At 41.0% G+C, this 13,773-nt stretch carries 8 protein-coding genes; 4 read left to right on the forward strand and 4 right to left on the reverse strand.

What is annotated here, in order from left to right:
- The first annotated feature begins 50 nt into the window (after positions 1-50).
- Together LX92_RS03255 and LX92_RS03260 are read left to right on the forward strand one after the other, a co-directional pair.
- Positions 51-1,637 carry a Gfo/Idh/MocA family protein gene (locus LX92_RS03255; RefSeq protein ID WP_109648819.1) on the forward strand — a complete coding sequence of 529 codons (1,587 nt, stop codon included), beginning with the start codon at positions 51-53 and terminating at the stop codon, positions 1,635-1,637.
- Between the two features lie 484 nt (positions 1,638-2,121).
- Positions 2,122-2,850, forward strand: coding sequence for an energy transducer TonB (locus tag LX92_RS03260; protein WP_109648820.1), 729 nt, complete (start codon positions 2,122-2,124; stop codon positions 2,848-2,850).
- Positions 2,851-2,896: 46 nt separating this feature from the next.
- On the opposite strand, the gene LX92_RS03265 is transcribed toward LX92_RS03260, so the two are convergent.
- Positions 2,897-3,802: a metallophosphoesterase family protein gene (locus LX92_RS03265; RefSeq protein WP_109648821.1), complete on the reverse strand. Its 906-nt coding sequence runs from the start codon at positions 3,800-3,802 to the stop codon at positions 2,897-2,899.
- A 112-nt stretch (positions 3,803-3,914) separates the two neighbouring features.
- Between LX92_RS03265 and LX92_RS03270 the strand changes: the two genes are divergently transcribed.
- Positions 3,915-6,287 carry a GAF domain-containing protein gene (locus LX92_RS03270; RefSeq protein WP_109648822.1) on the forward strand — a complete coding sequence of 791 codons (2,373 nt, stop codon included), beginning with the start codon at positions 3,915-3,917 and terminating at the stop codon, positions 6,285-6,287.
- Positions 6,288-6,311: 24 nt separating this feature from the next.
- Here the strand turns inward: LX92_RS03270 and LX92_RS03275 are convergent, their stop codons facing one another.
- The gene (locus LX92_RS03275) at positions 6,312-7,493 is read right to left on the reverse strand and encodes a Pycsar system effector family protein (RefSeq protein ID WP_109648823.1); all 1,182 of its coding nucleotides are present in this window, start codon (positions 7,491-7,493) and stop codon (positions 6,312-6,314) included.
- 55 nt (positions 7,494-7,548) lie between these two features.
- Between LX92_RS03275 and LX92_RS03280 the strand changes: the two genes are divergently transcribed.
- Entirely contained in the window at positions 7,549-11,256 is a 3,708-nt protein-coding gene (locus LX92_RS03280) for a metallophosphoesterase (protein ID WP_109648824.1), read from the forward strand.
- Positions 11,257-11,494: 238 nt separating this feature from the next.
- On the opposite strand, the gene LX92_RS03285 is transcribed toward LX92_RS03280, so the two are convergent.
- Together LX92_RS03285 and LX92_RS03290 are read right to left on the reverse strand one after the other, a co-directional pair.
- A complete protein-coding gene (locus LX92_RS03285; RefSeq protein WP_109648825.1) occupies positions 11,495-12,352 on the reverse strand; it encodes a hypothetical protein in 858 nt (285 codons plus the stop codon).
- A gap of 5 nt (positions 12,353-12,357) precedes the next feature.
- A complete protein-coding gene (locus tag LX92_RS03290) occupies positions 12,358-13,710 on the reverse strand; it encodes a vanadium-dependent haloperoxidase (protein ID WP_109648826.1) in 1,353 nt (450 codons plus the stop codon).
- Between the last annotated feature and the right edge of the window lie 63 nt (positions 13,711-13,773).

Below are 13,773 nucleotides of genomic sequence, written 5' to 3' on the forward strand. Positions count from 1 at the left end.
GGATGTGTGTCGAAATATATGTAACACTTAAAAGCATTAAAGATCTACAGATGAAATTTACAAGAAGAGACGCATTAAAGGGTTTAGGAGGTATTCCGCTAATGGGAGCGGTTTGGTGGGCCGGTGCAGCCAGTAGCGTGGCCAAGAAAAAGGAACGTTCCGCCATTTTGGAACAATTGAACATACAACCATCCTTACCTTCAGCCGTACCGGGTATTGGGGGTGAACCCATTCGTGTGGGTATAATTGGTTTTGGAATTCGGGGGGAACAGCTTTGCCGGGCCCTGGGTTTTGCCACGGAGGAATGGAAAGAGGAGATGCGCTTGGCAGCACAGGAAGACCCCAAACATACGGCTCTGTCCGATTTTGAGTCCCAAGACAAATTGAATGTGCATTTGGCAGGAATCTGTGATATTTTCGATTACCGAGCGAATAAGGCCTTAAAATCCTTTAATACGCCCGATAATAAGATGGAGCGTTTTAGAACCCATCAAGAGATGATCCGTTCAGGTAAGGTCGATGCTGTGGTGATTGCCACCCCAGATCATTGGCATGCACCAATGGCCATAGATGCCTTGGAGAACGATATACACGTATATGTTGAAAAACCCATGACGCACAATGTTTCGGAAACCTATCGTTTACGCGATGTGGCCATGAACTCCAAAGCCGTGTTACAGGTAGGTCACCAACATAGACAAACCTTGAGTTTCCAGACAGCCAAGGATATTATCCACAAAGGAACCATCGGACATGTATCATTGATACAGACCAATACGAATCGTAATGATGATAATGGCGCTTGGATGTATGAAATTCATCCCGATGCCAGTCCGCAGACTATTGATTGGGACATGTTTTTGGGTTCTGCGCCGAAAATCCCCTTTAACAAGAACCATTTTTTTAGATGGCGTAAATGGTGGGCCTATGGTTCAGGCCTTTCAGGTGATCTTTTGTCCCACGATTATGATCGATTGAACTGTGTTTTGAATATGGGTATACCCAATTCAGTCATGACCTCTGGGGGAATCTATACCCATAGGGATGGGAGAAACGTTCCCGATGTATTGCAAGTGAACATGGAATATCCCAATTTCAGTACAGGAAGTAGCCAGCCTAAAGGGAAGGAAAAAGGAATGACTTTTGTGTACAGTGCAACCTTAGGCAATGGTTTTAGCCGGCCAACCATTTTAATGGGGCATGATGGTACCCTGGAACTGGGGAACCAACTCACCATTTGGCCCGATGGACGGTCAACGCGTTATGCCGATATGATCGAATCTGGAAAAATGAATCCTGACGTGCCGATTTATCAATATAATCCTGGGGCTTCGACTCCCGACGGGGTAGCTTCGGCAACCTCCCAATACTTTGCCGATAAAGGGTTGATGTGGACTTATATCAATGGTGCACGGGTAGATTCCACCTTTTTGCACTTGAGGGAGTGGTTGAGTACTAGCCGTAACGGTGGAAAGGTGAGTTGTGGCGTAAAAGAAGGCTTTGAAGAGGCGATTTCATCACATATGGCAGGACTATCCTATAAATTGGGAAGACGCATTGAATGGGACCCTGAGCAGGGAAAATTAAAAGATATAGAAGGAATTGACTTTGATGAAGCGCTACTTGCTCCCATGTAGGGATCGAGTAATGTTTTCATTACATTTGTTGAATTGGATGTAAGCGGGCCCCTGGGGTCCGCTTTTTTTATTTTCTATTTTGCTATCCGTAACGTGCTATGGAGAATGACCCTTTGCCCCTTGTCAGCGTCTATGGAATTAGGGCTGCAGAACGATGGATTTGTTTTTTTTGTACGACCATGAATACGGTTTGAAATTTCTTATTCATTCTTTTTTGGAATTTTCTCTTTTTTATCGATTAGGCTGGAAAGGAATTAATAATCGTTGATTTAATGGGGATTATGATAAGGAATTCTTAAAATCCGGTGTCTTTTTATGTCTTTTATTGATTGATTTGTCAGTAGTTCCCCCTTATAATTCACACATCCTTAAAAAAAATCAAAATGATCATGAATTCAAAAAAAAAATTAGCTTGAAACTGATAAATATCATATTTAGACCTCAATAATGATCGTACTTTTGGGTAATTCATAAAACAAATGTCATGCAAGTAAAGAAGAACCCTAGTGCCGATTTAAATAAAAATAGTGGCCTCTACTTTGTCATAGGCTTAACCTTAGTCCTATTTCTCACTTGGAGGGCTCTGGAATTTAAATCATACCCAAAACAAGACAAGATAGTTGAAATGTTAAATGTGGTAGAGGATTTGAAGGAAGATGTTCCTATTACAGAACAGATCAAAACACCACCACCACCACCACCACCATCAGCGCCGGAAATTATTGAAATCGTGGAAGATGCTGCGGAAATCGAAGAGACAGTCATCGAAAGTACCGAGTCTAGCCAGGATCAAGTAATTGAGGAAGTTGTTGAGGTTGATGATGTTGAAGTAGGTGAGGAAGAGGAAGAGATTTCAGTTCCCTTTGCCATTATTGAGAATGTACCTATATTTCCCGGTTGTGAAAGCGCCAAAGGAAATGCAGAACGTAAAGCATGTTTCCAACAAAAAATCCAGGAACATATTAAAAAGGAATTCAGATATCCACAAGTGGCTGCTGAAATGGGTATCCAAGGAAGGGTATTCGTACAATTCGCCATAAACTCCAAAGGATATATTGATGCCATCAGAACCCGTGGTCCAGATCCAGGATTGGAAAAAGAAGCTAGTAGGATCGTATCATCCTTGCCAAAAATGACCCCAGGAATGCAAAGGGGTAGGGCGGTGACCGTACCTTACAGTATTCCGGTTAACTTTAAGTTGGCTGACCAATAGAGTGTAAATAAGTTCCCCCAATAACAATACGGAACTGTTGGAAGGGTTATTCTTCTAAAGCTATTTGATAATCGATTAGTTTTTGAGGCCCTTCCAGCAGTATACGTACAACTTGCAAAGTGCCATCATTCTTGGTGGCAATTTGCCATTTTATAAGGGATATCGTCCCGTTTTCTATTTCGATTCCCGTAATACTACGAGGATGGACACAACTGCCATCATTGAAAAAAGGAATATCACCGGGTTCAGGAAATCGAGGCCTGTGGGTATGTCCGACGATAGTGATCATTAATTGGTTCTTCAATATCCATTTCTTAATACGTCTTTCTACCTTGATCAATTCCTTGTAGTTTCTTGCTGGGCTCGTTGGGTCGGCAATGCCCCATACTTGTAGAGGTTTCCATAATACCCTTACCAAAAAACGACCCCATCTCCAAAACGTGTAATTCCACCAATCGGCTTGGTGTCCGTGGGTTAAAAAGAGTTCCTGTTGGGTGTCTCTGTGTTTTAAGATGACCCCTTCATGATATTTAATGCCTTCGAATAGATCCTTGTCCTTGTTGTCAATTGGTTCAAAATAACTCGAAAGATTCTTTTTTACATAGGCTTCATCCTTATAGACCATATCGTGGTTTCCCCATAGCATGTGTAAACGGTCTTCGAGGTGGAATTTGCGTAGCAGTTGAAAAACGTTCTTATGGGCTTCAAAAATAGGTTCGAAGGAAAGGTTTTCCCAAAGTTCATCCCCATCGCCAATCTCACAGTATTCAAAGCCGTTGTCGTAATAATGCCTTAAAGCATGGAAATAAATGTTTCTATTGTTGGCAAATTCATCGGCAAAACTATTGTCGCCCCTATGGCAATCACTAAAAAGAATGAATTTTGAAGTGTCGTCAAACGGGACCACTTTAGCATTCGTATAAGCTCTTGATAATCTAAAATTCGATGACATGCCTGAAATTTCTATAAATATCCTAAAAAACAGGGAATGACGTAGGGTTGGCAAGATAAAAATCGTTTAGTATTTTGTAATTTTGTAGGTCCATTGGAGACAAAGCTTGTGTATGGGACAATTTTACGATGATGAATTTCCTTTAGACCGTTTGATCAGTTTCAACAAATTGTTGGAAGTGTATGATCGAATGGCGGAAAGCAAGGACGAGTATTTAGCTTCCAAAGCCAAATACGTTTTAGAGGCACAGGCGCCATATCCTGAACTTCGGGAAGGTTTTAAGGACCCTTCCTTGCTTAAGAAATATGAGAAGGTCATAGAGATTATTTTGCAGGATTCCTTCTCTGAGGTATTGACCCAAAACGAGATCAAGGTTGCTTCCTTACCTTATTACGATTTGATCTTTAGCGGCTCCCAACGATTTAAGAAAATATTGGAAGCGGCCGGGGATGATTTTGAATTGAAGGCGCGAGGGGTTCCTGAACATCTTACCTATATTATGGGATGTACCATAATCTTAAGTTTCTATTACGGTTTCAACCTCGATTTTAAACGGCCGCTTTTTTATGACATTCCTGATGAAAATGGGGTAATGAAACATTATCGCATTCTTTATAATGCCGATTTTATGGAATTGATTCCTACCGAGAAGGCTAAAGATCTTACCCAGGAAGATGTTGATGAATTATTGGATAATTTCGATAATGTAGCGGTGTGGAAGGATAAGATTCCTCCAGGCAGTTTTATCGCTAGGGGATTTGTGATTTCAAATATGTTCGATGCCACCACTGAATATTCCATTTCCGAGATCAAATCCGGTCTTATTTCAAGGGATAAAAGAGTCAGTGATAATTTCATCGAAAATCTTCAGGAAGTTTTTAGGTCATTCTTTAATATGAAGGATTTAAAAGTGGGGTTTGTGGGTTATAATCCGGATGAGGATTTATTTGAAAAACTCCACAGTAAGGAAATGACCAGTTATTTGCTGCATGATAAAATGATGGAAACCTGTTCCGCCGCATTGTGCCAAAGGTCATACAGTAAGCTGTTGGACCAACACGATTACTTTACGGTTGCCAATGTAGATAAGTATTATGAAATGTGCGGCGGGGAACTCCCCGCAAAAAGTCTAAAGGAGCAAGGTATTAAAAGTGCCATTTTTGCACCCATTTCGAATGGAGACAAGCTTTTGGGTATTTTAGAATTGGTTTCTACCAAGGTCAATGCACTAAATAGCGTTAATGCCCAAAAATTAGGGGATATAATGCCCTTTATCGTTACCGCGGTAATGCGCTCAGCGGCTGAGGAGGAGAATTTGATAGATGCCGTCATCCAAAAGGAATGTACCACGGTACACCCATCGGTATATTGGAAGTTCAAAGAACAGGCGAAACGGTTTATTTGGGATGAATTCGATGGAAAACAGCCTTCTTTTAATGATATCGTATTTAAGGATGTACATCCCTTATATGGCCAAATAGACATCAAGGATTCCTCAAAGGCCAGGAATTTGTCCATTCAGAAAGATTTGATCATCCAACTTTCGAAAATCAATAAGATAATGACGGTAGCTTGGGAAAAGCAAAAGTTGCCCATTTATGAAGAGTTGATTTTTAGGATCAACAATCTATTGGAAGAAATCGAGGAAGTTCTGAATACCAATAGTGAGCAGGCCATATTTGATTTTATAAAAGTAGAAGTTATCCCGATTTTCGATTATTTGAAAAGTTCGGATGAACAATTGGAAAAGATGATCTTGGCTTATGAAGATGCGATTGATTCCAAAACCGAGACCTATTACAATCATCGTAAAAAATATGATGATAGTGTAATGATGATCAATAAGAAACTTGCTTCGGTCATCGATAAGAAACAAGAAGATGCCCAAGCGATGTTTCCCCATTACTTTGAACGGTATAAAACCGATGGGGTTGAGCACAATATGTATGTGGGGCAATCCATTGCTGGTCAGTTACCGTTCAACACCCTGTATTTAAACAACCTGCGATTATGGCAATTACAGGTAATGTGCGATATGGAAAATACCCACTATAGGCTAAAATCAAAATTAGCGGTTCCTTTGGATGTGGCGTCACTTTTATTGGTATATAGTACCTCACTTTCGATACGTTTCCGTTTGGATGAGAAACGTTTTGATGTGGATGGGACGTACAATGCCCGTTATGAGGTCATTAAGAAACGTATTGACAAATCCTATATCAAGGGTACCAGTGAACGTTTAACGCAAAGTGGAAAGCTCTCCATCGTGTATTCACAGAAAAAGGAGGAATTGGAATATCTGAGATATATAGGCTTCCTAAAGGCGAAAGGATATTTCACCAATAATATAGAAATCGTTGAACTGGAAGGTTTACAGGGTGTGACCGGACTTAAGGCAATACGTGCCGAAATTCTTTATAAGCAAGATAGTGGGGACGGAAAAACATATACCTACGATGATTTAATGGATGAGTTGAGGGCTTAATCCAAGGTTGCTCCCCAACATGCCTTATTTTGTTCCGTAAAGTTGAAAAGAAACAGCAAAGGCTATGACCGAAACTAGGGTGCCGATCATAAAGATGGTGTACGTCCAACGTAAAATCTTGTATTTGCGGTTCAAGACCAATCCCAAGTAATACAGGTCCTTGGTTAAACTAGAGTAGATATAATCCTTGTCTTTGACCAATTCATTGATGGCCCATTCATATTCCGATAATTTCATTTTGTGGAAATTACCAAAGAACAGGAGGTTCACTTTTTTGTTGACCACATCTTCCTTTGTGAATTCACCGCTTGTTACATTGGGTCTGGTGGCCAATACGGCTAAAATCATCGATGCTACAGAGAAAAAAACAAAAATTACGGTAGGGATGATCAAATAATGGTTGGAAGGATTATCAAGCTTGGGAATTAAGTTCGATAAGGCCATGGAGATAATAATGGCGTTTACCGAGAGAAGGATATTCGCTTTGGTATCGGCAATGTCACTCAAAGTTAAGTGGTTTTTTAACGTAACCCTGAATAACGTTTGTATGCCGCGATCTGGACTTTCACTTTTAAATTTGGCCTTCAGGGCTTCTTTTTTCGCAATAGTCTTAATCGATTTATATTCCTTATTCAGTCGTTTGAGGTTTTTGTCCTTACCGGGCTGCCAATGCTCTTTGGCATAATCGGTATAATATCCATGCTCATTTCCCAAAAGCATTATGTTGGTTTTGATCCAATTTTTTTGGCTATACTTGGCAATCCCCAATAGAGCCAACTCTTCCCGTAATAATTCACAGGTTTCCATATAACTGTTCTGTGCAAAATGGGAGGCATCTGCATCCCTTATTATTTCCTCTTTAAGGTTTGTTGGTATATGGTCTCTTTTTGTGGCTAGGATGAGGCTGCCGATTTCTTGGGTCACTTCCTTGTCATATCCTTGTTTTTCAAGGAATTCCCCAGCAATGGCAACACTTTTTTCCTCATGGTCCTCACCACCCTCTGTATAGCCGGTATCATGCAACCATGCAGCTAGGATCAGGGGCTCGGCCTCTTTGTCTTCAAGGTTGAGGGAATCTAGGATTTCTTTAGTACTTTTAACGACTCGTCGGGTATGGGTTAGATTATGGTACAAATAGTTGGGGTCTAACTTACTAGTCAATAAACCTGTAACAAAAGATTTAGTTTTCTCGATTATATCCGACATATATAGCATTTAATGGTAAGCCAAATTACAAAAATTAGATTTCACTTGATTTAATATGCATAAATATTACTTTCTGATCACTTTGTTTTTGATAGCGAGCAGTTGTGCTACTTATAAACCTAAATATGCCGACGAACCTGGCAAGGAAGCTATACCTGTGGCAAAGGAGGTTTCCCATACCTTTTATTTAATTGGCGATGCAGGTCAGTCGCCTATGGGGGATATGAATCCGGCCCTTAAACTTTTTAAGGACAGATTGGGGCAGGCTAGTGCCAATAGCACTGCTATTTTTTTGGGAGACAACATTTACCCGGCAGGAATGCCACATAAGAAAGATTCCACAACAGCTTACCTTAAGGCCAAAAACAACATTATGGCCCAGTTGAACACCTTGGAGGGTTTTAAGGGGAGTCCCATTTTTATTCCAGGAAACCATGATTGGTACAATGAAGGTGTTAGAGGGTTGGAAAGGGAACAAAAGTTTATTGAGAAAAACCTTGATAGTAAGGACGTGTTTTTTCCGGAGGATGGTTGTGCCATTCAAAAGATAGATATAAATGATAATGTCGTTGTCATCGCCATTGATACGGAATGGTACCTTGCCAATTGGGATAAGAACCCTACCATAAATGATAATTGTGAAATAAAGGATAGGGAAAAGTTCTTTGAGGAGTTAGAGGGGTTGATTAAAAAAAATGCGGATAAGACCACCCTTATCGCCCTACACCATCCTATGTTCAGTTATGGCCACCATGGCGGACAGTTTTCCCTTAAAAAACAATTATTTCCCTTAGGAAATAAATTGCCATTGCCGATTATCGGAAGCTTGATCAATCTGTTGCGTAAGACAACGGGAGCCCCAGAAGATCTTAACAATAAAAATTATAGGGAACTTAGAAAACGTATTGTCACCCTTGCACAATACTCCGAGAAGGTGATCTTGGCTTCTGGCCATGAGCACACCTTACAATACATCGTAGAGGATAATACCCCCCAGATAGTGAGTGGGGCAGGGGCCAAGGAAGGTGCTACCCGTTTGATCAATGGTAGCAAGTTCTCTACAGGGCAAATGGGTTATGCTATTTTAGAGGTCTATAGCGATGGGTCTTCAAGAATTAAATATTACGGGGTAGGTGCCAATGGGGAAGAAGCGTTTCTCTTTAGCACAGAGGTATTGCCTTCGGATAAGAGAACCGTAAGCCATGTTTACCCCAAAACATTTCCTGCGGAAGTACAAGCTTCGGTCTATACCGAGGAGGAAGTTGATAAAAGTAAGTTGTTTAAGACAATATGGGGTGAACGATACCGCGATGTGTATGCGAAGAAAGTCACGGCCCCTACTGTGGACTTGGACACGTTATTTGGAGGGTTGACCGTTAAGAGAAAAGGTGGAGGGCACCAGTCGCGATCCCTGAGATTGGTCGATCAAAAGGGCCGGGAATATGTAATGAGGGCCTTGAGAAAAAGTGCTGAAATATATCTACAGGCCATGGCTTTTAAAGAGCAATATGTGGTTGGTGAATTTGAAGGCACCTTTACCGAAAGTATTTTGGAGGACTTTTATACGGGGGCACATCCATATGCGCCATTTACGGTAGGCGAATTGTCTGATGCGGTTGGTATTTACCATACCAATCCAAAACTTTATTACATTCCAAAGCAGGAAGCGATAAAAGATTACACCGATGAATTTGGCGATGAGCTATATATGATCGAGGAACGTACTGACGATGGCCATGGAGACCAAAAAAGCTTTGGTTATTCCAATTCAATGGATAGTACTGACGATATGCTGAAAAACCTCAGGAAGGATGAAAAATACCAAGTCGATGAGGAAGCCTATATAAAGGCAAGATTGTTCGATATGATGATTGGGGATTGGGATAGGCATACCGACCAATGGCGATGGGCCCGTTTTAAGGATAAAGAAAAGGGAAAGGTTATTTATAGGCCTGTGCCCAGAGATCGCGACCAGGTCTTTTCGATAATGGGTGATGGTCCGTTGATGAACCTGTTGACCCGTATTGTACCGGGACTTACACTTATGGAGGGTTTTAATGAGGAAATACGAAGTGTCAAGGGATTTAATGGGTCGCCCAAAGCCCATGCCTTGGATAAGGTGCTTTTATCGGAGACTACTAGTGAACAATGGTTAAAACAGGCGCGTTTTATACAAGATAAAATAACAGGGGAGGTCATTGATAGGGCGTTCAAGGCTTTTCCGGAGGCCGTACGTGATACGAACCTTGTAAGAATCAAAAGAGTATTATTGGCCCGGAAGGCGAATCTGTCCATAACAGCTACTGAATATTACGACTTACTTAATAAGTATGCCATGGTAATAGGTACCGACAAGGATGATTATTTTACAATTACCGAAAGATCGAATGGCCTTGTCCAAGTGGTTGGGCAACGTATTAAGAAAGGGGAAAAATCAGAAGTTTTTTTTAAAAAGGACTTTGATCCAAAGATTACCAAGGAGGTGTGGATTTATGGTCTGGATGATGATGATCAATTTGAGGTGGTAGGAAAAACAGGGGCCATAAAAGTACGATTGGTCGGTGGTCAGAATAATGATGTTTACCTGGTGAACAACAGTAAAAAGGTATATATCTACGATCAGAAAGCGAAAAAGAACACCTTTAAGGAAGTAGGGGCTGCCAAGTTGCGACTGACCAACGAGTATGAGACCAATACCTACCAACCCATAAACTATAAAAAGAGTACGAATCAGATTATACCCACTATAGGTTCCAATCCTGATGACGGACTCAAAATCGGGTTTACCGATATATATACCTTTAACGGGTTTCAACAACACCCATTTACAAATCAACATACCTTTAAGGCAGCCTATTATTTTGCGACCCAAGGATATGATTTTGGATATAAGGGGGAATTCGCCCATGTACTCGGTAAAGCTAGCTTTGTCATTGATACAAAGTTTACCAGTCCCAATTACAGTATCAATTTCTTTGGCTGGGGCAACGAAACCGAAAATTTCGATGATGACTTGGGTCGCGATTATAACCGAGTGAAATTGCAGACCATACAATTGAGTCCTTCCTTGGTTTGGCGGGGTGATTTAGGGGCTAAATTCAGCATTGGGGTCAATTACGAAAGCTTGGAGGTCGAAGAAACCAGGGATAGGTATATCAACACTTTTTATGTGGCCAGCGGTGAAGAAAACCATAAGAATTTCATAGGGGCAGATGTAGCCTATTCTTTTTCGAACACCGACAATATTGCCTTTCCCACGATGGGAATGTCAACCTCATTATTGGTAGGGTATAAAACCAATACAGCTGATGCGGATCAAAGTTTTGGTTATGTGGTTCCCAGTCTGTCTTTCGATTACAAACTGGTCCCTAGTGGTAAATTGGTTTTAGGGACAAAATGGAAGGCCTATTTTAATTTGGGTGACGCATTCGAATTTTATCAAGCGGCTAGTATTGGAGGGGTAGATGGATTACGTGGATATAGGAACCAAAGGTTTTCCGGTAAAAAATCATTCTATCAAAATACGGATTTAAGATATAGCTTTAAACGTATGCGAACAGGGCTTTTGCCTGTGAATATGGGAATTTATGGAGGTTTTGATTATGGCCGCGTATGGATGCCCGATTTCGATTCGAACACCTGGCATACCTCCTATGGAGGAGGGTTTTTCTTGAATGCTTCGGATATAATGTCCTTGACCTTTGCCTTGTTCGACAGTGATGATGGTGCCCGCTTTACCTTCGGACTTGGTTTTGGATTTTAAGTCTTAGGGGTTAAGAATCGATGTGCTAATATATTTTTATAGCGGTCAGTAGATAAATACTTTCCAAAACAAAATCATAGGATATTGGCAATTAATGTTTAGAAAACGCCTATCTGTCCGTTCGAGCGCAGTCGAGAACTTTTTGGTCACAACAAATAGGTTTCGACTGCGCTCAACCTGACATTCAGCACAAAATTTGCAAAATTCAATAAGTAACTAGCTACTGACCTCCATAATTTTATTTTGAAATTTTAATGGTATAGAGGTTTCCTCCGGTGTCATCCCTAACTTCATCGGAAAGCAATAAAGTTGCATTATCCAAAAAGCTTACTGATTCCAATTGGGTCGAGATTCCAAGGTCGATGGTTTTCATTTTTCCCTTTGAAAAATCGTCCCATTCAAAGGCAGAGAACAACCATAACTTGCCATATCCCAATAAGGCAATGGTAGATCCATCGGGCGAAATATCGGCAGCAGTGACCCTGCATTCCCCTTCTTGTTTGCAGGTAATGAATTCACCGATGAATTCGGCTTTGTACTCCCCTGGAGTTGCCGGTACTTTATAGATAGAGGCTACTCCGGTAAAAGGTTTCGTCCTGTTTTTGGAGATGATGTAAAGTGCATCATTATGATGAAAGAAAGCTTCCGCATCAAAATTCATTTCGGCTGCAGAAGGAGGAAATTCTTTTTGATTGGGATAACTGAATTTGATTTTCTCCGCCTCAGTTTTTTTGTCCTTGGTGATTTCGGGATTGGGTATCTTGTAAATTGTTAGGTCCTTTCTTTTGTTGTCGTTATTCCCAAAATCCCCAATAAATATATTCTTGTTTAAATCCTTTGTCAAATCTTCCCAGTCTTCATTATGGGCATTTTTCACCTTTAATTCACGAACCAAATTTCCTTTGAAATCTACTTGATAAATTTCATTCTCGTTGCCATGGTCCTCAATCAACCAGACCAAAGAGTCATTCAGGGTAATCATGCCTGAATTCTCTTTAAGTTTTTTGGGAAGTTTTGCAACATATGAAAGCTGGCCGTAATTAGCGCAGCTGTTGAGCATGAAAACTGAAAGTAAGGCTATTGTTGTTTTCCACATTACGTTTACTTCGAAGCCAAATCCTTATCTGCGGTCATCTTCAAATTCGTAAGCAAAAATTGGCTCAGATCCCTACCTTGTTTTATACCCACCTCGATAGCCGAACGATAATGTATGCCACCGTACATTCTACTGATGGCGGCCTCATTCGCTGCTTGGTTAAAGGAGGTAAAGCTCCTTATAGGGAGTCCGTATGGTACTTCAGAATCATCATCAAAAGCAAAATCATCACCAAAAATGTCGGTCAAGGCCGAAGCTGCGGCACCAGAGACGACACTATGGCCACTTGTATATTCGGGAAAGGGAGGTGTTTGTAATACGGGTTTCCAATTCTCATCCAAATGTTGGTTGATAAGGGTTTCTGGCCGAATAAGGTTACTGCGATATTTTTCTGCCCAACAGCTGATAAAGGCATCCGCTATTGCCAATGAGGTTTTGGTATAGGCATAAACCGTTTTGTCAAAATCACTTTTGGTCTTTCTGCTGGCAATTTTGGCAATCCCGATCCAATGTGCCCCGGGAGAGATTTTCTTAGTGGCAAACATCAAATGGCCACGGGTAACTGAAACATAAGGGTTGCAATCCCAGAATTGGGCAATCTTAATTTCTTCGGATTCATCACCCTTTTGGGTTATTTCATTTCCTTTATCGTAAACTTCCTTCAATTCCTTATAAAAATCGGAGCCCTCTTCCAAAGAAAATGCTGGTGGGGGAATGGGTTTGAACTGTTGGGCAGAGTCTATCACAAAAGGGCGTATTTTGTCCCAATGGGGTTCAATACCATCCATGTATGCCGGTGGGGTGGGTTGCCATCGTGTCTCGTCATCGGTATTTACCGTAAACTTGGGCATCGTCCGGGTCTGATTATAATTATCCTTGTTCATCCAATCACCGATATGGTCGGCAACTTGTAAACCATAGTCCCTTGATGCCAAAAAAGTGGTTTCATTTTTGGCACTCCATACGCTGTAAAGACTATCCCTAAAGACTTCTAAATCCTGTTCGGAGAAAATCAATCTTTTACTGAGTTCCATATGGGCCACTAATGCAGCCAGTTGATAATTGATGGGTTTGTTGGCATCTGGTTTGGGAATGGCCGTAAGTTCATTGACCTGACCTTCCAAAGAAATGTACTTGTCATTGTTTAGGGAAATGATTTCATAGGCGGCAACATTGGGGTAGGCAAAAACCCGGCTTGCCACCGGAGGTGAAAAAATATCGTGGATCATGATTTCGACGACCTTGTCCACTGCGGTATGCAGCTCTTCCGGACTAATGACCAAAGGTTCCTCCGTTTTTTTATCACTACAGGAAATAAGAAGAGTGATAACGGTCATCAAGGAAAAAATTCTATTCATTGTATTTCAATTTTCAATGTGAGTCTCTAATGATATTCAATGTAAATGCAAATAGATTAGCAA

The organism is Maribacter polysiphoniae, assembly GCF_003148665.1.
Taxonomy (GTDB): Bacteria; Bacteroidota; Bacteroidia; order Flavobacteriales; family Flavobacteriaceae; genus Maribacter_A; species Maribacter_A polysiphoniae.

Coding starts and splice junctions, on each gene's coding strand:
- LX92_RS03285 (WP_109648825.1), bottom strand. CDS start 12,352: ATGTGGAAAACAACAATAGCCTTACTTTCAGTTTTCATGCTCAACAGC.
- LX92_RS03265 (WP_109648821.1), bottom strand. CDS start 3,802: ATGTCATCGAATTTTAGATTATCAAGAGCTTATACGAATGCTAAAGTG.
- LX92_RS03270 (WP_109648822.1), top strand. CDS start 3,915: ATGGGACAATTTTACGATGATGAATTTCCTTTAGACCGTTTGATCAGT.
- LX92_RS03255 (WP_109648819.1), top strand. CDS start 51: ATGAAATTTACAAGAAGAGACGCATTAAAGGGTTTAGGAGGTATTCCG.
- LX92_RS03280 (WP_109648824.1), top strand. CDS start 7,549: ATGCATAAATATTACTTTCTGATCACTTTGTTTTTGATAGCGAGCAGT.
- LX92_RS03275 (WP_109648823.1), bottom strand. CDS start 7,493: ATGTCGGATATAATCGAGAAAACTAAATCTTTTGTTACAGGTTTATTG.
- LX92_RS03260 (WP_109648820.1), top strand. CDS start 2,122: ATGCAAGTAAAGAAGAACCCTAGTGCCGATTTAAATAAAAATAGTGGC.
- LX92_RS03290 (WP_109648826.1), bottom strand. CDS start 13,710: ATGAATAGAATTTTTTCCTTGATGACCGTTATCACTCTTCTTATTTCC.